We start from the raw sequence: 23,209 nt of genomic DNA on the forward strand, positions 1-23,209 counted from the left end.
AAATGGCTAAAGTTCTCTCGGGTATCCGCGTCATCGAGCAAGGGACATTCATCACCGGGCCAAACGCTGGCATGCTATTGGCTGACTTGGGCGCAGAAGTCATCAAGATCGAACAGCCCGGCAGCGGTGACCCGTTTCGGGCGTTTCAGGGGGGACTGTATAGCCCTCACTTCCAAACGTACAATCGCAACAAACGTAGCGTGACACTGAACACCAAACGGGACGAGGATCTGGAGATTTTCGACCAGATGATCCGCGATGCGGATATCTATATTCAGAATTTTCGACCAGGTACCGCAGAGCGCTTAAGCGCAGGTGAGAAGCGCCTACGCGAAATCAACCCTAGATTGATTTACTGTGCGATCAGTGGTTTTGGCCAAGATGGGCCGGCATCAAAACGCCCCGCCTACGACACGGTAGCGCAAGCGGCGAGCGGCTTTCTTAACCTTCTCATTAACCCGGCCAATCCCCGAGTAGTCGGTCCGGCAATGGCTGATTCTCTGACTGGGTTCTACGCAGCCTATGGCATCTTGGGTGCGCTCTATGAACGTAACATTACCGGTGTCGGTCGGGCGGTTGAAGTATCAATGTTGGAGTCGATGTGTCACTTCAACCTTGATGCTTTTACGCACTACTTTTCAGCAGATGAGGTCATGGGCCCCTACAGCCGTCCAGCCGTATCGCAATCATATGTTCTTAAATGTGCCGACGACAAATGGATTGCGTTGCATATGTCGTCACCCGAAAAATTCTGGCAAGGCCTGGCTAATGCGATTGAGCGGCCAAATCTATTTAAAGATCAACTCTATTGCAATCGGGAAATGCGAATAAAAAACCAAGAATTGCTGATTGATCTTCTCGGTTCAGCATTCATACGATTCGATCGCGCCGAATGGTGCAGTCGGTTGGAATTGGAGGACGTGCCGCACTCTCCGATGTACGACACGAGTGAAGCATTAGAAGACCCGCAAGCAAAGCATCTGCAATTAGAAATCAGTGCACCACACCCTATGAAAGGGCAATGGCGCACGGTGCGTTCCCCTGTCTCATTTGACGGTGAGAGATCTCTTGAAGTGACAGCCCCACCGTTATTGGGGGAATACAATTCCGGCATACGCGAGAAGTACCGCGTATCTGATCGCAAAAAGGCATGACGAATATGCTTCCGTTCTCAGCGAATATCAGCTTAATGTTTACGGAGTGGTCGTTTGCTGATCGCTTTAAAGCTGCAGGTGACGCTGGATTTGAAGCAGTGGAGTTCTTGTTTACTGAAGGTTTCAGTGCCGATCAAATAGCACTTCTTCTAAGTGACAACAAGCTAGGGCAAGTACTCGCGAATATGCCACTTCGACGTGATAGCAAAGGCTTGGCCGCCATTGAGGGGGCACAGTTTGAGTTTAAAAGAGACTTTCTGCGCGGTATGCACTTTGCAACTACTTGCAAGGCTCCGCTGATACATATGACCGCCGGAGTCGTTGAAGATCACGATTATGAATTCGCCTGCGAAGTCTTTAAAGAGAATGCCCTCTGGGCTGTCGAGATAGCGACAGAAGTTGGAGTCACTGTGGTCATTGAAGCCATAAACCAAGTATCAGTTAATAATTACTTCGTGCGTTCATTGAGTGACGCGATGGAATGGGGAAAACGGTGCCCCGGACTTGGTTTCATACTAGATCTTTATCATGCGTCGATGGACGGGAACGACCCACTGGTAACCCTTGACTCATACGCACTTCAAGCTGCCCACGTTCAACTGGCAGGGTATCCAGGAAGAAATGAGCCAAACATAGGGCAGCTCCCACTGTCGGACATAGTTGGCACATTGAGTCACCACAACTATTCAGGTTGGGTTGGCTGCGAATATATACCTGCGCATGGGACGATTGAAGGCCTAGGTTGGATGCTCCAATTATGACTAGTCCTTCGCGGAAATAGATCTAGAACTATATGGCGGGAATGTCTCCCGCCAATAATTCAACAAATCGAGCGGTGTCAAACCCTTTTTCTCAGTGTGCTGGAGGAGAAATTATTTTTGCGATGGATACAACTTATGACTTTTCGTAAACCATAAAATAGGCACGCAGTCAGATGAAAAACAATAAAAAGATCTGCCATCAACATCTGAATCAAAGGTTGGTCGCCTCAGCTATCTTAGTGGGGATGGGAATCACGCCTGTACAGGCTTTCGAAATTGATACCGGTAATCCAGATCTAGCCGTACGCTTCGACAATACGGTAAAACTGAATTATGCCCAACGCGTGGAAAGTGCGGACCCTAATATATCAAAATCGTGGAACAACAACGATGGCGACCGCAACTTCGATGCCGGCAGTGCTGTGTCTGAGCGCGTCGATGTGTTATCCGAGCTGGACGTAGTCTACAAACAAAAAGTCGGCTTTCGTCTGAGTTCCAACGCTTGGTACAACCACGCGTATAGCGACATTGACAGTAACAATAGCTCGACTAACCAGTTAAATGACGGCAAGCCAGACTCCGACCATCTGAGCGGATACGCTGATCGTTACTACAAAGGTCCGTCGGCCGAACTGCTGGACGCGTTTGTGTTCGGAAGCACCGAAATCGGCGAGGAGTCCTTACTGAGCGCCAAGCTGGGTAAACACACCCTGTACTGGGGCGAAAGTGTTCTCTCGCTCGCCCACGGTAACAGTTTCGGCCAGTCTGGCCTTGACCTTTATAAAGCGCTCGCAGGTCCAGGCACCGAAGCGAAGGAATTGTTTATCCCGCGTTCGCAGCTGTCTACGAGTCTGACGGTGAACCCGGAGCTGACTTTAGCCGCCCAGTACTTTTTAGACTGGGACACCACTCGATTGCCCGAGGCCGGCACATACTTAGGTTTCAACGACTCCATCCAGAACGGCGGCCACAACCTGACGGCGATTGGCGCCCCCAATCCGCTCTTTGGCACACCCGGGCCATTGGGAGTGAACCAGTTTTTACGACTGTCCAACGGCCATACGTTTACCCCTAGCAAGACCGGCGACTATGGCCTGATGGCGAAGTGGAGGCCGGAATGGCTGGACGGCACCCTTGGTTTCTACTACCGCAATATCTCTGACACCCTGCCAAACGTAGTACTTCAGCCAGTGGCTGTGGGCCCAGCGCAATTGGCATCGGGAATTATCGGTAGCTACAACATGGTATACGCCGATGACATCGATCTCTATGGAATCAGTTTGTCCAAGGACATCGAAGGGGTCAGTGTCGGGCTTGACGTCAACTACCGCCATAATATGCCGCTGTTGAGCGTGGGGGCTACGGTCAATCCGGCTGCAGGTGCCGCAGGTTTACCTGGGTTTATCTCGAGTTTTAATGGCGATAACGGCATGGCTAGGGGCAATACCGTGCACGCGGTGCTCAACGGCCTCACCACCATTGCCGCACCGATGTGGGACTCTTCGAGCTTGCTGATGGAGCTTTCCTATAGTCGCTGGTTGAGCGTGACGGACAACGAGCAACTATTCAAAGGTGACGATTGGTACCGTGGCGTAGACAAGGTCACCAAGGACAACTACGCCCTTGCCACCAACTTCACCCCGGTCTGGTACCAAGTATTGCCGGGGGTCGATCTGTCGTTGCCACTCGCTGTCAGCGTAGGCCTTAAAGGAGAGTCCGCAGTTCAACAAGGGGGCAACGAAGGCGCCGGTAGCTATTCAGTGGGTGTCGGGATAGATGTTCGAAATCAGTACCGTTTCGACCTGAAATACGTGGACAACTTCGGTTCCAACGACATCTGCAAGTCGCCAGGCTCCGCGACCGCACAAGGCGACGGCGCTACCCCCGGTGCCAACGGTCAGTACAACTGCACACCAGGGCAGCCGACCGCTTTTGCCGGCCCCCTCGCGCAGCTCACTGATCGAGGCATGGTCACCCTTACTTTCAAAACGACTTTCTAAAAAGAAGCCTTTCTGTTTACCGGAGATATCTCATGAATTTCGTTAAACCCTTTCTGGTCACCACATTGCTGCTGTCCATCGCCGCCATCGCTAACGCTGCGGTAACCCCTGAACAAGCCGCGCAACTTGGAGCCACCCTGACCGGGGTCGGCGCCGAAAAGGCCGGCAACGCCGAGGGCACAATTCCGGCGTTTACCGGAGGGTTGACGGCGCCTCCGGCCACCTACCAGCCAGGTAGCTCGATGCGTCCGGATCCGTTTGACGGAGAAAAACCTCGCGTTGTCATCACCGGTAAAAACGCCGCCGAATACACCGGCAAACTTACCGCCTCCACCCAGGAACTGCTCAAGCGTTACCCGAATTTCCGGGTCGACGTATACCCAACCCATCGCACGGTAGGCTTGCCGCAGCAAGTGTTGGCAAACTCAAAGGTGAATGCCGTCGGCGCCAAGACCGCAGAAGATGGACTGGCACTGGATAACGCGTTACCAGGGGTGCCATTCCCGATTCCGACCAGCGGCAATGAAGCAATGTGGAACCACCTGCTGCGCTATCTTGGCGTTAGCATGACCAACAAGTACGACTCGTGGATCGTTGATTCTTCAGGCGCCGCCTCTTTGAGCTCCACCGGTGTGTTCAACATTGAGTACCCATTGTATGCACCGAGTCGCCCGATGGGCCCGATGGCTGCTAACGAGGTGTTCTACAAAATTAAGCTGCAGAACACTGGACCGGCGCGACGTGCCGGTGAAGCGGTGCTACTGATGGACGCAGTCAATCCGCTGACGCAGCCGCGTCGAGCCTGGCAATACTTGCCAGGGCAACGTCGAGTGAAATTGGCGCCGGATCTAGCGTACGACACGCCTAACGCGACCACCTCCGGCAATTCTACCTACGACGATGCCTTTCTGTTCAATGGTGCGATGGACCGTTACGATTTTAAACTGACGGGTAAAAAGGAAATGCTTGTTCCGTACAACACCTACAAGCTGAATTACCACCTCGCAGCTACCGACGTAACGACCCCGAACTTTATTAACCCGGATCTAATGCGTTGGGAACTGCACCGCGTGTGGGTGGTTGAAGCCACACTGAAACCGGGCAAACGGCACATCTACAGCAAGCGCACCTTCTACCTCGATGAGGACAGTTGGGCTGCATTGGCTTCCGACGAGTATGACGCCAGGGGCCAGTTGTTCCGTGGCGGCTTTACCCACCTGACCTACAGCTACGACGTACAAGCACCGGACACGCTGAACCACACGATTTATGACTTTGTGTCCGGGGCGTACAACCTTAATGGTTTCTATGGTCCTTATGGCGGCATGAAGTACATCGAGCCGCTTTCCAAGGCGCAGTGGGTTCCCGAATCGCTGGCCGGCACCGGCATTCGCTAACACCAATCCCAGTGGTAACTGCCACTGGCGGGCCGCATCCCGCCAGTGGTTTTCCCCTCGAGAACGACCATGAATAACTTTAAGTGTGTAGCCCTCGCCGGATTGCTCGGCGGGTTGGCATTACCGTTTTTTGGTCCCGCGGCCGCTGCCGGGTTCGTGGATGTACTGGACACTCCGTCCCTGCACAGCGAACTGGCGGCCAAAGGTATGCTCACCGGTCTGGCCCACGCCGGTGAGCGTCTGGTCGCTGTCGGTCAGCGTGGCCACATTCTGTATTCCGATGACGCGGGCCGGCATTGGCAGCAAGCGCAAGTACCGGTCAGTTCGGACCTGGTGGCCGTGCATTTTCCGACACCGAACCAAGGCTGGGCAGTGGGCCACGATGGTGTGATCCTGCACAGCTCGGATGCCGGCGCGAGCTGGGAACGCCAACTGGATGCACGGCAAATCGGTGCGTTGTTGCTCGGTCATTACCGCCAGCAACTGATCGCCAGCCCAGACGATGAAGCGTTGCAGGCGCGAGTCGCCGAGGCCCAGCGAATCAACGACGAAGGCGCTGATCAATCCTTTCTCGACGTCTGGTTTCAGGACGATCAGGTCGGCTATGTGGTCGGTGCATTCAACCTGATTTTTCGCACCGAAGACGGTGGCCGCCATTGGACGCCCTGGCTGGACCGCACCGAAAACCCTGGCGCCTTGAACCTCTATGCGCTGCGCCCGATGGGTGATCAGCTGTTCATCGTGGGCGAACAAGGCCTGGTCTTGAAACTGGACCCGTTAGCCGGGCGTTTCAAGGCTACGCCGATGCCTTACAACGGCTCGTTTTTCGGCATCACCGGCAAACCGGGCGCCGTCCTGGTGTATGGCTTGCGCGGCAACGTGTATCGCAGCGTCGATGAAGGCATGAGCTGGAGCAAAGTCGAACTGGGTCTGCCGCTGACCATCACGGCCGGCACCGTCACCGCCGATGGACGCGTCCTGTTGCTCAGCCAGGCCGGGCACGTGCTGCTCAGCGCCGACAATGGCGCCAGCTTCACGCTTGAGCCGGAAAACCAGCTGGCCCCGGTATCCGCCGCCCTGGTGTCCAGCGCCGGCACCCTGGTAGTTGCAGGCGCGCGCGGCTTGCGTCAGTTGCCCTTCCAATGAGCCCACTCCCACTAAAACAAAGAGAGCCGTTGCCTCATGGGTAAATACGAACTCGATACGATGCCGGTGATTCGCGAGCTCAAGGGCTTCGATGCACGCTCCGGCAATCGCTTGGAACGCCTGATTTTCAACAACCGCCTGTGGGTGGTTTTGGCCTGTCTGCTGGTGACGGTTGCCTTGAGCTTTTTCGCCGCATCGCGGCTGACGCTCAATGCCAGTTTCGAGAAGATGATCCCGCATAATCAGCCGTTCATCAAAAACTACCTGGACAATCGCCAGGCCCTGCGGGGGCTCGGCAATGCGGTGCGGGTGGTGGTTGAAAGCAGTGATGGCGACATCTTTGACCAGCATTATCTGGACGCGTTGAAGGAGATCAGCGACGAGCTGTTCCTGATGCCCGGTGTCGACCGCGCCTGGATGAAATCGCTCTGGACCCCGTCCGTGCGCTGGACCGAGGTCACCGAGGAAGGGTTTCAGGGCGGCCCGGTGATGCCCGACTCCTATGACGGCTCGCAACAGTCGGTGCAACAGCTGCGGATGAACATCGCTCGGTCCGGCATCGTCGGCAGCCTGATTGGCAACAACTTCAAGTCCAGCATGATTTTCGTGCCCTTATTGGAGAAAGACCCGGTCACTGGCAAGTCCATTGATTACCACGCCTTCTCGCGCCAGCTGGAGGAGAAGCTGCGTAATCGCTATGAGTATTCCGGTCAAGGCGCTTCACGCGGCTCGGGCGAGGAGGGTAAGGGCCCGATCAAGATCCGCGTCATCGGTTTTGCCAAACTGGTGGGTGACCTGATCGATGGCCTGATGCTGGTGATGCTGTACTTCGGCGTCGCCGCGTTGATCGCCACCGCGATCATCTATTACTTCACCCGCTGCGCCCGCAGCACCGCGTTGGTGATCAGTTGCTCGGTGGTTGCCGTGGTCTGGCAACTCGGGCTGGTGGCGCTGCTCGGTTTCGAGCTGGATCCGTTCTCGATCCTGGTGCCGTTTCTGGTGTTTGCCATCGGCGTGTCCCACGGCGCGCAAAAGATGAACGGCATCATGCAGGACGTGGGGCGCGGCACCCACCAACTGATCGCCGCGCGTTACACCTTCCGACGCCTGTTTCTCGCCGGGCTGACGGCGTTGCTCGCCGATGCGGTGGGCTTCGCGGTGCTGATGCTGGTGGACATTCCAGTGATCCAGGACCTGGCGATCACGGCGAGCATTGGCGTCGCGGTGTTGATCTTCACCAATTTGGTGTTGCTGCCGGTGTTGCTCTCGTATTTCGGTGTCAGTCGCAAGGCGGCAGAGCGCAGCCTGCGTGCCGAAAATCAACCCGGGCCAGGCAAGGGATTCTGGACTTTTCTCGAGCGTTTCACCGAACGACGCTGGGCCAGCGGGGCAATCGCCGTCGCCGGTTTACTAGCGATCGTCGGACTGATTGTCAGCTCGCACCTGAAAATCGGTGACCTCGATCCCGGGGCGCCGGAGCTGCGTTCAGACTCGCGCTACAACCGCGATAACGCCTACATCACCGCCAACTATTCGCTGTCCAGTGACCAGTTCGCAATCATGCTCAAGACCCCGAAGGAGGGCTGCCTGAAGTATGAAACACTGGTGGAGGCGGATCGGCTGGGCTGGTTGTTGCAGCAGCAACCGGGGGTACAGACCACGGTTTCGCTGGTCAACGCGGTGCGGCAGATCACGGCGGGGTCGTTCGAGGGCAACCCGAAATGGCTGACCCTTGCACGCAATCAAAACGTCCTGAACTACGCGGCGCAACAGGCCTCGGTCAACAACCCGGAACTGTTCAATAGCGACTGCTCAATGATGCCGATCATCGCCTACCTGTCTGACCACAAGGCCGAAACCCTCGACAGGGTGGTGCAGGTGTCACAAGCCTTCGCCAACGAACACAGCACGCCTGATCGTCAGTTCATGCTGGCGGCGGGCAGCGCCGGAATCGAGGCGGCGACCAACATTGTCGTGCGCGATGCCAACCACACCATGCTGCTCTACGTGTATGCCGCGGTGATCGTGTTGTGCTTCATCACTTTCCGCAGTTGGCGCGCGGTGGTGGTGGCGGTGGTGCCGCTGGTGCTGACTTCGATTCTGTGCGAGGCGCTGATGGTCTGGCTGGGTATGGGCGTGAAGGTCGCGACGTTGCCGGTGATTGCGTTGGGTGTCGGCATTGGCGTGGATTACGCGCTGTACCTGCTCAGCGTGCAATTGGCTCAACAACGCGCCGGTCTTTCATTGACTGAGGCCTACCGCAACTCGGTGCGCTTTACCGGCAAGGTGGTGGCGCTGGTCGGCATCACGCTGGCGGCGGGCGTGGTCACCTGGGCCTGGTCACCGATCAAGTTCCAGGCGGACATGGGCATTCTGCTGACGTTCATGTTCATCTGGAACATGGTCGGGGCGCTGGTGCTGATTCCTGCGCTGTCGCATTTTTTGCTGCGGCGTGCATATTGACCAATGACAGTTCGTCGTGAACCCGGAAGTCCCGCACGCCTGGGCTTAGATATTTTTTTTGAGGTTCTGCAATGCCTGAATTCAATGCTCCGTTAACCGACATGCGCTTTGTGCTGAACGAGGTTTTTGCCGCACCCGCGCTCTGGGCGCGCCTGCCGGCACTGGCAGACATCCTCGATTGGCAAACCGCCGAGGCGATTCTCGACGAAGCCGGAAAGATCACGGGCGCCCTGCTCGCCCCGCTCAACCGCAGCGGCGACGAAGAAGGCGCGCAATGGCATCAAGGGCATGTGCGCACGCCCGCCGGCTTCAAAGAGGCTTATGCGACCTATGCCGAAGGCGGTTGGGTCGGCCTGAGCGGCAACCCGGTGTTCGGAGGCATGGGTATGCCGAAGATGCTCGCGGTGTGCTTCGAAGAGATGCTCTACGCCGCCAACTGCAGCTTTGCGCTGTACTCGGCCTTGAGCTCCGGGGCGTGCCTGGCCATCGATGCGCACGCCAGTGCGAAGCTGAAGAATTGCTATTTGCCGCCCCTGTACGAAGGCCGCTGGGCCGGGTCCATGTGCCTGACCGAAGCCCACGCTGGCACCGACCTGGGCCTGATTCGCACCCGGGCGCAGGTCCAGGCGGATGGCAGCTACCGCATCAGCGGCAGCAAGATTTTCATCACCGGTGGCGAGCAAGACCTGACAGAAAATATCATCCACCTGGTGTTGGCCAAACTGCCGGACGCACCAGCCGGGCCCAAAGGCATTTCGCTGTTCCTGGTGCCCAAGCGCCTGGTCAACGATGACGGTTCGCTGGGCGACACCAACGCTGTCAGCTGCGGCTCCATCGAGCACAAGATGGGCATCAAGGCCTCGGCCACCTGTATGATGAACTTCGATGACGCGCAAGGCTGGTTGATCGGCGAGGAAAACAAAGGCCTGGCCGCCATGTTCACCATGATGAATTACGAGCGCCTGTCCATCGGCATTCAGGGCCTGGGCTGCGCTGAAGCGTCGTACCAGAATGCACGCACCTATGCCCTTGATCGCCTGCAAAGCCGCGCACCGGGTGGGCCGGTAGCAGCCGACAAGATCGCCGACCCGATCATCGTCCACCCCGACGTGCGCCGCATGCTGTTGAGCATGAAAGCCATGACCGAAGGTGGCCGCGCGTTCGCCTGCTATGTCGGGCAACAACTGGACCTGGCGAAGTTTTCCGATGACACCGGCGAACAGCAGCGTGCCGCACAACTCGTGGCACTGCTGACACCAGTGGCCAAAGCGTTCTTCACCGACACCGGGCTCGATAGCTGCGTACTCGGCCAGCAAGTGTTTGGCGGCCACGGCTACATTCGCGAATGGGGCCAGGAGCAATTGGTTCGCGACGTGCGCATCGCGCAGATCTACGAAGGCACAAATGGCATCCAAGCGCTGGATCTGCTGGGACGAAAAGTGCTGGGCAATGGCGGCGCTGCGCTGCGGGTATTCACCAAGGAAATCGAACAATTCGTCCAGCTGCCGAACGCGCCCCACGCCGTCGAACTGGCTGGCGCTGTCGAACGCCTGGAAGTCCTCAGCGACTGGCTGATGCAACACGCCAAATCGGACGCCAACCTGGTCGGCAGTTCCTGCGTGGAGTATTTGCAGCTGTTCGGTTACGTGGCCTACGCCTACATGTGGGCACGAATGGCGGGGGTGGCGACTGACAACAGCCCGTTCCACCAAGCGAAACAGGCGACGGCGGCGTTCTTCTTCAGCCGTTTGTTGCCGCGTATCGAGAGCCTGGACACTTCGATTCGCGCTGGCAGCACAGACCTGTTCCGTTTGGACGCCGAGAATTTCTGAAGGCCGGTTTCATTTTGCCGAAACCCGCGGGTACCCGTTGACTATCAACACCAGGGAATGCCAATGGGCTTACCTTGGTGTGCCACCATTTTGGAATTGCCTTCGAGTGTCAACCGAGTTCTCGGTGGCATATGCATCAGAAAAATGGGGGCCGGTTGATCACTACATGGGAAGCATTTCGACAAGCAATCAACCAACAATCTTATAGTTCAGACCTGTGATCCGCGAATTTGGCGTAGGTGAGTCGAATCGTCGTTATCTGTTGGAAAGAACACTTTTGGCCGGTGGTTCCGATGCTGAAGGGCAGCTTTTGGGGGCTGCCGATCATGGCGACGAAGCACCTGGTCAAATCCAATGCAAACAGCTGGTAGGTCGAATGCAAATAGGTGGTCAAGTCAGTGCAATTACCCAGTGATGCCGTCCGGTCTGAGACCAGTGCACGTCAGGCTGTCTTTTGCACAGGAACTGGAAATCTCAGCGGCGCCCGGTGCGCAAGCACCGAGAGGCGTAAGAAAGGCCAATAGGCCGTTACCCTGTTGTTGATGTCGCTGCGGCAATGCAAATGGTTGGTCAAGCCAATGCAATTAAACATAATCGATGTACATACATTCCTGGGATCTCTTAGATTACTTCCTGAAATGAACCAACGGTCGATCCAGCATCGCTTGAGATACGCCATGCATATCCGCATTGGCCTGCCAAGTGAGGAAGCGCGCAAGAAGTTGTTGATTAACAGCCTTAAGCAGCTGATTTGCTTCAGTCAACTTTTCAATGCGCTCATTTGCTAGCTGGATGTCTTTAACCCACCCTGGCTTTTCAGTTGGCGCTTTGAGCGCAGCCTTGCGATCCTTCATTGCCATGTCTACCGCTGACAGTTTCATCAAGGACTGGCGAGCCCTATTGATGCTCAGCTTGGTTTTGCAGGCCTCGACTAGAAGAGGCCAAGTCAGCTTAGGTTCAGACCAATCTTGAATCAACTTGACGATGCGCGCTTCGTCTTTCTTCGTCAAATGCCCCACATCTATACCTCAATACTGTCTAGCATGTCCGCCAGCTTGTCTAAAGAAGACAGCGCCTCTTGTTTTGGTACTTCAATTGTTTTTGCGTTGATAAGTCCCGCCATTGCGGCAGCATTTTTGGTCAAGTTCCAACCATTATCAACATTCCACACAATGTCCCCGTTCTTGAGCTCAGGACTCTCTAAGACTTTGATCAACGTATCGCATTTGAATAGGTCTAGCCCTGTTTTTTTACGCCAATCAGAGGCGCCGAAGTCTGCTTGAGCTTCGGCAGTCGCCGCTTTTTCATAGCGCTGCTTTAGGTAAGCCCTCTCTTCCTTAAGATTGGCTAGCTTTACATCATCACCCTTCACACAAGCCAAGTTTCCACAAGTCAAACACGCCCCCATTTTAGGGCAGGGTTCACTCTCAAACGAATGTATACAAAGACCGAGGTGAGTTTTATGAATGACTCGATCTTGGTTACCCTCACTAATAGCAATCAAATCACTGAGATTCAAAGGTTCATTCGTATGAATTTTATCTAAGCACTTTGCTGCATTAGTCTGCTTGGTCTTAGGGTGCACTGCGGCAACCGCTTGGCGCTGTTCTTCAACAGTTATATGATTATAGACCGACCCTTGGGTAGTGCGTCCAGAAAACGCATCAATCAGCAGTTGCGAAAGGCCTGCCCGATGCATTTCCGTATTCAGTTCGTGACGAAAAGCGTGCGTGTTCACCTTTAGATCCCCGTACCCGTGTCGCTGGAAGATACTTTGTGATTGCGAAGCCCCTCCTAATTGCGCTGTCATTCGCGTATGGCCGACGGCAATTTCTACTCCAAAATCACGTTGCATTGCGAAATTGTTTTTTGTCTCATCGGGTAGGCTTCCAGTTCGCACCGTAAATAATGCATCCCGATACTTCACGCGCTTTTTCCCGTCTTCCACAGGTGTGGTGTACGGGAAGTCTCTAGGCAGGTATTTTTCGCGCACAAGGATATTGAGCTTTCGTAATGTAATGACCGCTTTATCGTTATACTGATAGTGATTAAGTCTACCGTTCACATAAACACGCTTTCCCTTGCCGGTGTCCCATCCTTGCCGTATTTCATCCAGTATCGTCCGTGTATGGGGTGTTAATGCTGTGCGTTTTGCTAGGGGGGCGAGCCATTTAATTTCAAAAACTTTTCGCGCTAGTTCATCTCCATAAACTTTAGTTTTGAGCGCCGCGCATGCCTCATCATACGAGAGAGGATCATCTTGACCTTTCGTGGGTACACCCTCATGCGGGGGAAATTCGTCGGGGTGATCTTCGAGCCACGCTGCATATGTGCGGGCCTCATCGGTGATAGGTGTTAGCAGCTTAATCAAGCGTTCCACTGAAGATCCCATGCCTGTCACAACGGGCTTCGTTGTCGCTCCACAGCCCTTCTCGGCGTACCATCGCAGGAACATTCGATGACCACCCTCGGCATCATCTTTGAATACAACGCAGTCACGTTCGACATCGGCTAATTCTCCTACGCGACTAGGCTGACTGAGCAAAAGGGCACATGCTGAGACTGTTATAATGTCTAGCGAACTGGTCAGATCATTATTAAATAGCTCGCCCAAGGCTCGAATCGATTCACGGCTCGGCAGTTTTTTTTCGTTATTTTTCTGCTGCTCCTTCAGTGTACCCGAGTCCTTGTATCGCAGCGGCGACGTCCATCGAAATGGCTTTGCGAGTAATCCTTTATCCTTCATTAACACGATAATCTGTTCGAGAAATTTGCTCCTATTGTACGCACTATTTCCATCAGGATACTCAGTCTCTAGTTGTTCACAAGCTCTGTTGCAGATAACAGCCGAAACTCTCGTCACGTCATTTGTTCCAGTCATCTCGAACAGCGCAACCTCAAGAATTCTCGCACCGGAAAGTATGTCCTTAGCCGATTTCTTTCTTCGAAATACGCAGTGATACACAATTACCGCTTTGGTGAAATCCATGAATGGCGGTTGCATATATTTTTTGTCTTTCGCATTCGAATTTCTCGGTGATCCATGTGCAGTGAAGGCGCAGCTGCTAATTCCAGAATTATGCCATGAGTCCATATCCCATCGAATCCCAGCATGGACCCGTTGATTAGCAACGCCCTTGGGCAAAGTGGCTTGCGCCCAAGTGATAAAAGCATCAAGCTGTGCGGCGGCTTTAAGGTGACTAAGGGGTTTAAAATCGATGATATTGCTCATATTGCACGTCCATCCATGCGTGATTTTCGCAGCGCGTTGCAATCAAGAATCACCTTGCGACATGCTAGAATTGCACGGTCCCATAGCACTCCCGTTGTTTTATCGTTGGTAATAGTTTGCGCACGGCGGCGTTCAAGCCGAGCAAGTGCGGCGCCATGATCCGCGTCAACGAGTGGCTGAAATTTAATGCAGCCATAACATGTAAATGGTGCATCCAAAAAGCAGGTTTGATCGGCGCCGCAGACAGCAAGGTCCTCGATTAGGCGGTCCACACGATCTCCATTTTTGGCAGAAGAACGATCCGTCACAATAAAGCCCGTAAACGCTCCCACGACTAGTGCCAGATGATCACTCATCTTTTCGTCAATCAGGCTCATTAACTCAGCTGATACCGCTCTGTATTTACGGACGGTGCGTGTGCCGGAATGCATTAGTGCACTAGCGATGGACCACTCATCCAACCCCGCGTTCGAGAGATCGGTACCGAGCGTATGCCTGAAGCGATGGCCTTTAGAAATTTTCAGAGGCTGATGTGTACGCGGCGAGATAGGAAAGCCAAGCATACTCTCCATTTGCCACAACCAAAGTCTTATCATTCCACCGGTGATATGAAACTTCGCCTGTGGGCCCTGCTCCAACACTTTTTGATCAGGAAGATCAACTAACACGGGAATTGACTTAATCTCCCTTCTTTCATTGTCTCGTTTGCGACGAAAGAGTGGTACGTTTCCAATCGCCTTACACCAATTGGCTCGATCAGGATACTCCCGCTCAAGTTGGGCTTGAATAAGAGCCTTATATGCCTGCACGGTATTGTAAAGATCTTCATCTAAGTTGAAGGTCTCGGATTTTTCTCGCCATCCCGAATCATCGCCTTTCTGCTTCGCCCAAAATATTCGAATAAGATAGCCCTGTTCGGTTTTGATAAAGTCATCAAAGACCATCATGCGTAGTTGTGAGCCACGCTGTCCGTAGATCATCGCCAGGCGCAAATAGAGATAGCGCTCAGGATCTAAATTACCGTGACAGAACTGTTCATGCGTCCACTGGTGCAGGGCGTCCTGCTCCATCTGCGTGAACGGCCCCTGTTCAGGATCTAGGCGCAAGATGACATCATTTCGCGGCCGCTTCTTTTTGGGGATCGCGTTATAAGCTTCAATCAAGGCTTTCGAAGGTCGCTGTTCAAGCGATTCGCATGCTTGCCAAAATCCCATGAAGCCGACCAGCGCGGAAAACTCCCCCATATTAAAACGCTCGCGCAAATCAATCAGGTGATTCTCATTGAGGGGATCTAGTCCCACCTGCGCAGCGCGCGACAGAATTGAGGCAGCTAGGCCAATAGTTCCCTGTGAAACCTCTGCCATGCGATAGGCCAAAGCGGCGTGTAACCAGCGTTGCCAATCGAATGGAACGCAGCGGATTGCAGCTTGCCAATTGATCGCATTACGGGATGACCTATCAGGCCACCACATCGGTTCAGATGGGGTGAACAGCAGGCCGCATTTGGCAAGGCGAGGTGTAATCAGCCATGCATCAAAAGAGTTCTGCGTGGGAACTTCAAGTGCTGAAATTGCGACATTCACTCTGCGTGTCTCCTGCGAACTTCAGCCTCGACACTCTCTCTGATAGCCTTGAATTTATCCGAGCGTTTTTTCATCGCCTTATTTGCTTCTTCCTTCCAAAATTTCGCCCCATAGAGGTTCGGCATATTGGATTGGGGACTCCATCCAAAAGCATAGGTTAGGATTTTTTGAGCTTTTGTTGTGCGATCTTCTGGGGTGTGTGTTTCCAACTCCTCTCGCATGCTCTCTAGCAGCGTGTAGACTGCATCGTGACGCAACACATGAGGGTGAATATGCGCCAGTTCGGGCGCTACTTTGCCAACCCGGGGTAGGATGCCATCAAGGGCTTTAACGCTCAGCGGCCTACCATCATTGCGTCGATGAGACACCAGCAGAAAAGGGTGTTTTTTGGCATCCGACGGCCCCCTCGTAAAGACACGGTAGGTGTCGATATATTTCTTGAGTGCGAAGATAAGGTCGTCACCCATTTCCAGCATTCGTTCGTGGGTTTTGAATTGCGGAGCCAGCATGCGTGGGTCGATTGCCTCACTCTCAAGATTGACGACCGAGAGTTCCCGGCTATGCCACCGAATATCGCCGAGCTTAATCAGAAGCATTTCGGACCGGCGTAGCCCCAGATCAAGGCCCAAGAGCAAAATAATGTAATTACGCAGCTTCAGAGCTTCATTTGCGAAGGGGTTCTCAGCACTCTCAGGACGCATGATCTCTAGAAGACGCTCTCGCTCCTGGCTGGTCAGACCTTTCATATCATCATTTCTGACTTTCTTCCAGGCAGGCTTGGCTGCCTTTATCTTGCGATTGATGCGCCGCTCGACCTCATCAAGGGCTGCATCTCGCGTCGTCTCGTCACCCAGCTTTTCGTACAGAAATTTGAGGTAGTCGCGCACGGCTTCAAGTCGCTGCTGCGCATGGACTCTACCCACTGTCTTGTAGGCCGCAGGCGCCAAACGTATACCTGTATACTTTGTGTCCAAAGTGGACTTGTATAATGCCGCGTCGGCGACAAATCGTGAGATCTCACTATCAGTCAGGTAGCGCGACGTCGGCCGCTCCTCTAGGCGAGCGATCAGGTCAATCGACTCATGCTTCAGAAAGTCCTCAACGACCCCGATGTGCTCCAAATATTTGTGCTGCGTGTTTAACGCCCGGCCCGACTGCTCTAAAGTCACATAAAGGTTCGGGTAGTAAGCAGGCATGTGCTCTTGCACCAGCACCTTTCCTCTAACACCATTGATCCTTATCGCTACAATCTGATGACTCACGATTCGCCTCCAAAACTTAACTTTTTCAAGTATAGTAACGAATAAAATCAGGCTCCATTAGAAACATGACTTTTTTTATTCCGTATCGCGTGCTGAAAAAATACAGCAAAGCCCCACCATATCTGAATCATAGGTGTAATAAAAATGGCAAAAGGTGACAAGCACGGACAAACAGGTTCTTACGTCTTCACCATGCATCGGCTGGGAAAAGTTGTTCCGCCGAAGCGGGAAATCCTGAAAAACATTTCGCTGTCCTTCTTCCCCGGCGCCAAGATCGGCGTGCTCGGCCTCAACGGTTCGGGTAAGTCCACGTTGCTGAAAATCATGGCTGGCGTCGACACCGAGTTCGAAGGCGAAGCCCGCCCGATGCCGGAACTGAACATCGGTTACCTGCCGCAAGAACCAATCCTCGACCCGACCAAAACCGTGCGCGAAGTGGTCGAAGAAGCCGTTGCCGTGATCAAGAACGCCCAGGCGCGCCTGGACGAGGTCTACGCGGCTTACGCTGAAGAAGATGCCGACTTCGACAAACTCGCCGCCGAACAGGCCAAGCTCGAAGCCATCCTGCAGGCCGGCGACGGTCACAACCTGGAGCGCCAGCTGGAAGTCGCCGCCGACGCGCTGCGCCTGCCGGCGTGGGACGCCAAGGTCGAATTCCTGTCAGGTGGTGAAAAACGTCGTGTGGCCCTGTGCCGCCTGCTACTGTCGGCCCCCGATATGCTGCTGCTCGACGAACCCACCAACCACTTGGACGCCGATTCCGTCGCCTGGTTGGAACACTTCCTTCACGATTTCCCGGGCACCGTGGTTGCGATCACGCACGACCGGTACTTCCTGGACAACGTAGCCGGCTGGATCCTTGAGCTCGACCGTGGCGCGGGTATCCCTTACGAGGGCAACTACTCCGGTTGGCTGGAAGCCAAATCCGACCGTCTGGCCGCCGAATCCAAGCAGCAATCGGCCCATGAAAAAGCCATGAAGGAAGAACTGGAGTGGGTGCGCAAAGGCGCCAAGGCCCGCCAGTCCAAATCCAAGGCTCGTCTGCAACGCTTTGAAGAAATGCAGTCGCAGGAATTCCAGAAGCGCAGCGAAACCAACGAGATCTACATCCCCGCCGGTCCGCGCCTGGGTGACAAGGTTATCGAGTTCAAGAACGTTTCCAAAGGCTATGGCGACCGCGTGCTGATCGACAATCTGTCGTTCTCCATGCCAAAAGGCGCGATCGTCGGCGTTATTGGTGGTAACGGTGCGGGTAAATCCACGCTGTTCCGCATGCTGATGGGCAAGGAAACTCCGGATTCGGGCACCATTGAAGTCGGCGAAACCGTGCAACTGGCCTGTGTGGACCAGAGCCGCGATGACCTGGATGGCAGCAAGACGGTGTTCCAGCAAATCTCCGACGGCTCCGACCAGATCCGCATCGGCAACTATGAAATCCCGTCGCGCACCTATGTCGGTCGTTTCAACTTCAAGGGCGGCGACCAGCAGAAGTTCGTCAAGGACCTGTCCGGTGGTGAGCGTGGCCGCTTGCACCTGGCCCTGACCCTGAAAGAGGGCGGCAACGTGTTGCTGCTCGACGAACCGTCCAACGACCTCGACGTAGAAACCCTGCGTTCCCTGGAAGAAGCCCTGCTGGACTTCCCGGGCGCCGCCATTGTGATCTCTCACGATCGGTGGTTCCTTGACCGCGTCGCGACCCACATCCTGGCGTACGAAGACGACTCGCAAGCCGTGTTCTTCGAAGGTAACTACACCGAGTACGAAGCGGACCGTAAAAAGCGCTTGGGCGACGCTGCTGCCCAGCCACACCGTGTGCGCCACAAAAAACTCGCCTGATCCGGCGGGTTTGAAAAAATGCGGAGCCCTCGGGCTCCGTTTTTTTTTGCGCATTTTTCCTGACTCACACCGATCAAATGTGGGAGGGGGCTTGCCCTCGACAGCAATTTATCTGTTGGTGCATGTGGTGATTTGAAATCCCCTTTTAAGTGCATAAAACACGGTAAAACTGGATACAGTTATATCCAATGCACCATTTAAATTCACAAAGGCGACATTTTGCCCTGTCGCAGTGCGACATGAATTGATAAAGTCCGGCCCAATCTCCCTTAAAAACAATCAATTTGCCGAGACTTTTCATGATCGAATCCGTCGAATCCTTCCTTGCCCGCCTGAAAAAACGCGACCCAGACCAGCCAGAATTTCACCAGGCTGTAGAAGAAGTCCTACGCAGTCTGTGGCCGTTTCTTGAAGCCAATCCTCACTACCTGAACTCGGGCATCCTGGAACGCATCTGCGAGCCGGAGCGTGCGATTACCTTCCGGGTGTCATGGGTCGATGATCACGGCAAGGTCCAGGTCAATCGCGGTTTCCGTATCCAGATGAACAGCGCCATCGGCCCGTACAAAGGCGGCCTGCGCTTCCACCCGTCGGTCAACCTGGGTGTGCTGAAATTCCTCGCCTTCGAACAAACCTTCAAGAATTCCCTTACCTCGTTGCCCATGGGCGGCGGCAAGGGCGGCTCGGACTTTGATCCAAAAGGTAAGAGCGACGCAGAAGTCATGCGCTTCTGCCAGGCGTTCATGAGCGAGCTGTACCGCCATATCGGCGCGGATGTGGATGTGCCGGCTGGCGATATCGGCGTAGGCGCCCGCGAAATCGGTTTCCTGTTTGGCCAGTACAAGCGCCTGAGCAACCAGTTCACCTCGGTGTTGACCGGCAAAGGCATGACTTACGGTGGCAGCCTGATCCGCCCGGAAGCCACTGGTTTTGGCTGTGTGTACTTCGCTGAAGAAATGCTCAAGCGCGACGGCCAGCGGGTTGAGGGCAAGCGTGTGGCGGTGTCCGGCTCCGGCAACGTGGCGCAATACGCGGCACGCAAAGTCATGGACCTGGGCGGCAAGGTAATTTCCCTGTCCGACTCCGAGGGCACCCTGTACGCCGAAAGCGGTTTGACCGAAGAGCAATGGTCAGCCCTGTTGGAGCTGAAAAACGTTCAGCGCGGTCGCATCAGCGAATTGGCCGAGCGTTTCGGCCTGGAGTTCCGCAAGGACCAAGCGCCTTGGGAGCTGGCCTGCGATATCGCCCTGCCATGCGCCACCCAGAACGAACTGGACGCCGCCGCCGCCCGCACCTTGCTGCGCAACGGCTGCATCTGCGTGGCCGAAGGCGCCAACATGCCGACCACGCTTGAGGCTGTGGATATCTTTATCGAGGCGGGTATTCTCTTCGCGCCGGGCAAAGCGTCGAATGCCGGTGGCGTGGCGGTGAGTGGCCTGGAGATGTCGCAGAACGCCATGCGCCTGCTGTGGACCGCCGGTGAGGTGGACAGCAAGCTGCACAACATCATGCAGTCGATCCACCACGCGTGCGTGCACTACGGCGAAGAAAACGGCCGGATCAACTACGTGAAGGGCGCGAACATCGCCGGCTTCGTGAAAGTCGCCGACGCGATGCTGGCCCAAGGCATCGTCTAAGTCTCGGCTTCGATAAGCAGCACCTCGATCAACTGATCGCCGACGGGGCGCTGCCACAGCACCTCGTCGCCGATCTGGGCGCCCAGCAAAGCGCGACCCAGGGGTGAAGCCCAGTTGATCAGGCCTGCAGTCGCGTCGGCCTGGTCTTCACCGACCAACTGGATGCGCTGCTGCTCGTCCTGTTCATTGGCGAAAGTGACCCAGCTGCCGATCTGTACCTTGTCGGTGGAAGTGGCTGACGTCACCACTTGGGCGCTGTGCACCCGCTGGTTGAAATAGCGCAAATCCCGCTCGAGATCGGCCTGGCGCTGCTTATCGGCCTGTTCGCCCTTGGCGGACTCGGCGCTGTATTCGGCCTGTAGTTGCGCAACCTTGGCCTGCAACTGCGCCAACCCTTGCGCGGTTACGCGATTGGGCTGCTCGCTGACCTGCCGCTCCACCGGCTGATCGGCCTGGGCAGCGGCGTTGTCTTCATTCACAAAAGCTCGGCTCATGGTGTTCTCCCTCTAATGGAGCTTGGGCCATGGTCGCCGCGCTTTAGTTTCGATGGATGTCTGAAAGCGACCTATTGCGAGCGATAGGCCCGGGCGGCATCGCGGTCCTTCTCTTGCTGCCAGGCACGTTCACGGTCGTCCCAGTGATTGTCCTTGTAGTCGCGTAGCTCTTCGTTTTCACGCATGGCCTTGCACTGGCGAAAACCGTCTTCCCAGCCTTCGGCGTACTCCCGGTCTTTCAGGTAGCGCGGCACGTTCTTGCGAAACGTCCCGGTAATCACCCCAGCCGCCTGGCGACCGCTGCTGCAGCCGTCATCAAAACCATCGGCAAAAGCCGGTGGATAGCCTTTGGCCAACAACTCCTGGTGAGTCGATTGACAACCCGCCAGCCACACCACCGCACACAGCATTACCGCATACCGCCACATGGCGTACTCCCTGGCCGTTTCACGGCTGATAAGGGAAGTCTAGAAGGGGATTCGTCGGGGAGATGTGAAACGCGTGTGAGAAATCTGTAGACCGCTATGGACTGTGCAGGTGGGCGTTTGTGGCGAGCGTGCTTGCCCGCGTTGGCTGCGCAGCAGCCCCAATACAGCCAATGGAGATTATCCAGAAAGAGCGCTGTACCTGGTTTCAGGGCTGCTGCGCAGCCCAACGGGAGCAAGCTCCCTCGCCACAGGGGGTATTGTCCGCCCCTAGTCGTAATAACCCACTGTCTTTTTCAATTGATCCGCATACTCGTAAATCTCATCAATGGACGAAATCGCATGGCGGGTTTCATTTTTTTCCTCGTCGAATATCCCGAGGTACTTCTGACTGCGGTTGAAGTGAAGGCGACAAATCGGCTTGCGATTGTTGTCGTCCAGCAAAATTCCAAAATAGCTTTGAGTATCTCGCTGAACAATTCGCTTGGCATCTACCACCGATCTCACAACTGCCCTGACGATGTGATAACCCTCTAACTCTTCAAGTGTCGTCAGGATCTTGTCTTCTGATTCATCGCGGTCCTGCGTATCAGAAATCGCGCTGTTTGCCACTGGCATCGAGGCGATAGTCGGTTGAATTACGCCGCTCATGGCTGACTTGAGTCGATCATTGATTTGATCATTCAGAAATTGCGCTAGCGCTTTTCGAGTCAGTTCAAAAAACTGTTCACGCACTTTCTGCGTGATGACGCCGTCATAAACGCGGGATGCGAAGAATTTCACGAACTCGTCTTCTGGTTTACTGACCTGAGCGCCGATAATTTTCTTGAGTTGGCTGACGTACTTCAGCTCTCCTGCAGCATTGATGATCGAGTCTACATCGAAAGCCGACTTAGTAAGCTTGATCAGTTCCGGCACGGAATATTCGTCAATGTCCAGCAAGTCGAGTTCCAAAAATGGCTTTTCGTCCATTTTGTTGGGGGCGTCCAAGTCGGTAAAAAATCTGTATACCTGGCCGTTTGTGAGAATGGAGATTCTTGCGCTTGTCACATGAAAGTATCGAAAAAGCTGAGAGGCGTGATTAATGCTCAGTGACTCGCCGATTTTTTTGCATTCGATGAGTATTTGAACCTCACCGTTTTTCATGATTGCGTAGTCGATCTTTTCGCCTTTTTTAGTTCCCACATCGCAGACGAACTCAGGCGTCACTTCCTGGGGATCAAACACGTCATAACCCAGCACAGTGTTTATGAAAGGCATTACGAAAGCATTTTTTGTAGCTTCTTCCGTTTGAATGGCAGGGCCCTGTAACCGAACTTTTGCTGCCAGACTGGTAAGCTTTTCAAAAAAATCCATAGTCAGCCTCTACCTATTCAGATCCGTGGATAGACTTGGTGGCAATTTGATTGCTATCCGAGACTAGCCACAAATCCTCATAAAGCGAGGGCAGTAAAAGCAAGTTGGTATCAATTAGAAAAAGCTAAAAAATAGGCTGAGGTTTCCTCCTTATTAATCAGTGGCTTGAAGATGCCTAAAGGATTTCTATATCAGCGAATAAATTTGCCAATTTTTACCCCACTCGACCGCGTGCCGCATGCTCAGCCAACTCTTGCTGAATAAACGCCGAAATCAATGCGCGATAGACCTGCTCGGTGACTTCTGGATTGGCGCCCAACGTGTGCGACAAGTCCCGCACCTTGGCGATCACCTGTTCAACCCGTTGTGGTGCCTTGACCGCATCTGCATCCTTTTTAAAGCGGGCTGCCTGGGATACGTAGCCGCCACGTTCAGCCAGCAGGCTGACGATTTGTTGGTCGAGGCGGTCGATGTTGTCACGGACTTCTTCGAGAGTGTTGCAGTTAACTGCCATGTTGATTGGAACTCCCTGAGATGGAAACTGAATAAATACGGGCAAATGTGGGAGGGGCTTGCCCCCGATAGCGGTGTGTCAGTCACTGAATATTTGGCTGATGCACCGCCATCGGGG

The 23,209-nt window shown here is 54.6% G+C and carries 17 protein-coding genes; 9 read left to right on the forward strand and 8 right to left on the reverse strand.

The features are described from left to right. Positions 1-2 precede the first annotated feature (2 nt). From IQK56_RS13910 to IQK56_RS13940, 7 genes are all read left to right on the forward strand, one after another. Entirely contained in the window at positions 3-1,154 is a 1,152-nt protein-coding gene (locus IQK56_RS13910) for a CaiB/BaiF CoA transferase family protein (RefSeq protein ID WP_193862478.1), read from the forward strand. A gap of 5 nt (positions 1,155-1,159) precedes the next feature. Beyond that, entirely contained in the window at positions 1,160-1,915 is a 756-nt protein-coding gene (locus tag IQK56_RS13915) for a hydroxypyruvate isomerase family protein (RefSeq protein ID WP_193862479.1), read from the forward strand. Positions 1,916-2,088: 173 nt separating this feature from the next. Beyond that, a complete protein-coding gene (locus tag IQK56_RS13920) occupies positions 2,089-3,915 on the forward strand; it encodes a DUF1302 domain-containing protein (RefSeq protein ID WP_193862480.1) in 1,827 nt (608 codons plus the stop codon). Positions 3,916-3,947: 32 nt separating this feature from the next. Further along, the gene (locus IQK56_RS13925; protein ID WP_193862481.1) at positions 3,948-5,312 is read left to right on the forward strand and encodes a DUF1329 domain-containing protein; all 1,365 of its coding nucleotides are present in this window, start codon (positions 3,948-3,950) and stop codon (positions 5,310-5,312) included. Between the two features lie 69 nt (positions 5,313-5,381). After that, complete coding sequence (locus IQK56_RS13930; RefSeq protein ID WP_193862482.1) at positions 5,382-6,458, forward strand: WD40/YVTN/BNR-like repeat-containing protein; 1,077 nt, start codon at positions 5,382-5,384, stop codon at positions 6,456-6,458. Between the two features lie 36 nt (positions 6,459-6,494). Then, the gene (locus IQK56_RS13935; RefSeq protein WP_193901735.1) at positions 6,495-8,921 is read left to right on the forward strand and encodes an efflux RND transporter permease subunit; all 2,427 of its coding nucleotides are present in this window, start codon (positions 6,495-6,497) and stop codon (positions 8,919-8,921) included. A gap of 71 nt (positions 8,922-8,992) precedes the next feature. After that, positions 8,993-10,753: an acyl-CoA dehydrogenase C-terminal domain-containing protein gene (locus IQK56_RS13940; protein ID WP_193863820.1), complete on the forward strand. Its 1,761-nt coding sequence runs from the start codon at positions 8,993-8,995 to the stop codon at positions 10,751-10,753. Between the two features lie 626 nt (positions 10,754-11,379). On the opposite strand, the gene IQK56_RS13945 is transcribed toward IQK56_RS13940, so the two are convergent. From IQK56_RS13945 to IQK56_RS13960, 4 genes are read right to left on the reverse strand one after another with little or no spacing between them, the layout of a single operon-like run. Then, positions 11,380-11,772: a hypothetical protein gene (locus IQK56_RS13945; RefSeq protein ID WP_193863821.1), complete on the reverse strand. Its 393-nt coding sequence runs from the start codon at positions 11,770-11,772 to the stop codon at positions 11,380-11,382. 2 nt (positions 11,773-11,774) lie between these two features. After that, entirely contained in the window at positions 11,775-13,985 is a 2,211-nt protein-coding gene (locus tag IQK56_RS13950; RefSeq protein WP_193863822.1) for a hypothetical protein, read from the reverse strand. Then, positions 13,982-15,568, reverse strand: a complete 1,587-nt coding sequence (locus tag IQK56_RS13955) for a site-specific integrase (protein ID WP_193863823.1) — start codon at positions 15,566-15,568, stop codon at positions 13,982-13,984. The genes IQK56_RS13950 and IQK56_RS13955 overlap by 4 nt, the downstream gene beginning before the upstream one ends. Next, positions 15,565-16,830 carry a tyrosine-type recombinase/integrase gene (locus IQK56_RS13960; protein ID WP_193863824.1) on the reverse strand — a complete coding sequence of 422 codons (1,266 nt, stop codon included), beginning with the start codon at positions 16,828-16,830 and terminating at the stop codon, positions 15,565-15,567. The genes IQK56_RS13955 and IQK56_RS13960 overlap by 4 nt, the downstream gene beginning before the upstream one ends. Before the next feature lie 144 nt (positions 16,831-16,974). On the opposite strand from IQK56_RS13960, the gene ettA reads away from it, so the two are divergent. Continuing rightward, entirely contained in the window at positions 16,975-18,666 is a 1,692-nt protein-coding gene (gene ettA / locus IQK56_RS13965; protein ID WP_193863825.1) for an energy-dependent translational throttle protein EttA, read from the forward strand. Between the two features lie 299 nt (positions 18,667-18,965). Beyond that, on the forward strand, positions 18,966-20,303 hold the full coding sequence (gdhA, locus tag IQK56_RS13970) for an NADP-specific glutamate dehydrogenase (protein ID WP_122307482.1): 1,338 nt from the start codon (positions 18,966-18,968) through the stop codon (positions 20,301-20,303). Here the strand turns inward: gdhA and IQK56_RS13975 are convergent. The 4 genes from IQK56_RS13975 to IQK56_RS13990 all read right to left on the reverse strand — a co-directional run bounded on the left by IQK56_RS13975 (position 20,300) and on the right by IQK56_RS13990 (position 23,092). Next, the gene (locus IQK56_RS13975; RefSeq protein ID WP_193863826.1) at positions 20,300-20,797 is read right to left on the reverse strand and encodes a GreA/GreB family elongation factor; all 498 of its coding nucleotides are present in this window, start codon (positions 20,795-20,797) and stop codon (positions 20,300-20,302) included. The two genes, gdhA and IQK56_RS13975, sit on opposite strands and share 4 nt — an antisense overlap. 71 nt (positions 20,798-20,868) lie before the next feature. Continuing rightward, positions 20,869-21,225, reverse strand: a complete 357-nt coding sequence (locus tag IQK56_RS13980; RefSeq protein WP_122307480.1) for a hypothetical protein — start codon at positions 21,223-21,225, stop codon at positions 20,869-20,871. A gap of 267 nt (positions 21,226-21,492) precedes the next feature. After that, positions 21,493-22,578: a type I restriction endonuclease gene (locus IQK56_RS13985; RefSeq protein ID WP_150675927.1), complete on the reverse strand. Its 1,086-nt coding sequence runs from the start codon at positions 22,576-22,578 to the stop codon at positions 21,493-21,495. Between the two features lie 214 nt (positions 22,579-22,792). Then, complete coding sequence (locus IQK56_RS13990; protein ID WP_193901736.1) at positions 22,793-23,092, reverse strand: chorismate mutase; 300 nt, start codon at positions 23,090-23,092, stop codon at positions 22,793-22,795. Positions 23,093-23,209 lie beyond the last annotated feature (117 nt).

This window comes from Pseudomonas cyclaminis (assembly GCF_015163715.1).
GTDB classification, from domain to species: Bacteria; Pseudomonadota; Gammaproteobacteria; order Pseudomonadales; family Pseudomonadaceae; genus Aquipseudomonas; species Aquipseudomonas cyclaminis.

What these genes read in the sequence shown, in the direction of transcription:
- IQK56_RS13910 (WP_193862478.1), top strand. Translation starts at nt 3, where the DNA reads ATGGCTAAAGTTCTCTCGGGTATCCGCGTCATCGAGCAAGGGACATTC.
- IQK56_RS13915 (WP_193862479.1), top strand. Translation starts at nt 1,160, where the DNA reads ATGCTTCCGTTCTCAGCGAATATCAGCTTAATGTTTACGGAGTGGTCG.
- IQK56_RS13920 (WP_193862480.1), top strand. Translation starts at nt 2,089, where the DNA reads ATGAAAAACAATAAAAAGATCTGCCATCAACATCTGAATCAAAGGTTG.
- IQK56_RS13925 (WP_193862481.1), top strand. Translation starts at nt 3,948, where the DNA reads ATGAATTTCGTTAAACCCTTTCTGGTCACCACATTGCTGCTGTCCATC.
- IQK56_RS13930 (WP_193862482.1), top strand. Translation starts at nt 5,382, where the DNA reads ATGAATAACTTTAAGTGTGTAGCCCTCGCCGGATTGCTCGGCGGGTTG.
- IQK56_RS13935 (WP_193901735.1), top strand. Translation starts at nt 6,495, where the DNA reads ATGGGTAAATACGAACTCGATACGATGCCGGTGATTCGCGAGCTCAAG.
- IQK56_RS13940 (WP_193863820.1), top strand. Translation starts at nt 8,993, where the DNA reads ATGCCTGAATTCAATGCTCCGTTAACCGACATGCGCTTTGTGCTGAAC.
- IQK56_RS13950 (WP_193863822.1), bottom strand. Translation starts at nt 13,985, where the DNA reads ATGAGCAATATCATCGATTTTAAACCCCTTAGTCACCTTAAAGCCGCC.
- ettA (WP_193863825.1), top strand. Translation starts at nt 16,975, where the DNA reads ATGGCAAAAGGTGACAAGCACGGACAAACAGGTTCTTACGTCTTCACC.
- gdhA (WP_122307482.1), top strand. Translation starts at nt 18,966, where the DNA reads ATGATCGAATCCGTCGAATCCTTCCTTGCCCGCCTGAAAAAACGCGAC.
- IQK56_RS13975 (WP_193863826.1), bottom strand. Translation starts at nt 20,797, where the DNA reads ATGAGCCGAGCTTTTGTGAATGAAGACAACGCCGCTGCCCAGGCCGAT.
- IQK56_RS13980 (WP_122307480.1), bottom strand. Translation starts at nt 21,225, where the DNA reads ATGTGGCGGTATGCGGTAATGCTGTGTGCGGTGGTGTGGCTGGCGGGT.
- IQK56_RS13985 (WP_150675927.1), bottom strand. Translation starts at nt 22,578, where the DNA reads ATGGATTTTTTTGAAAAGCTTACCAGTCTGGCAGCAAAAGTTCGGTTA.
- IQK56_RS13990 (WP_193901736.1), bottom strand. Translation starts at nt 23,092, where the DNA reads ATGGCAGTTAACTGCAACACTCTCGAAGAAGTCCGTGACAACATCGAC.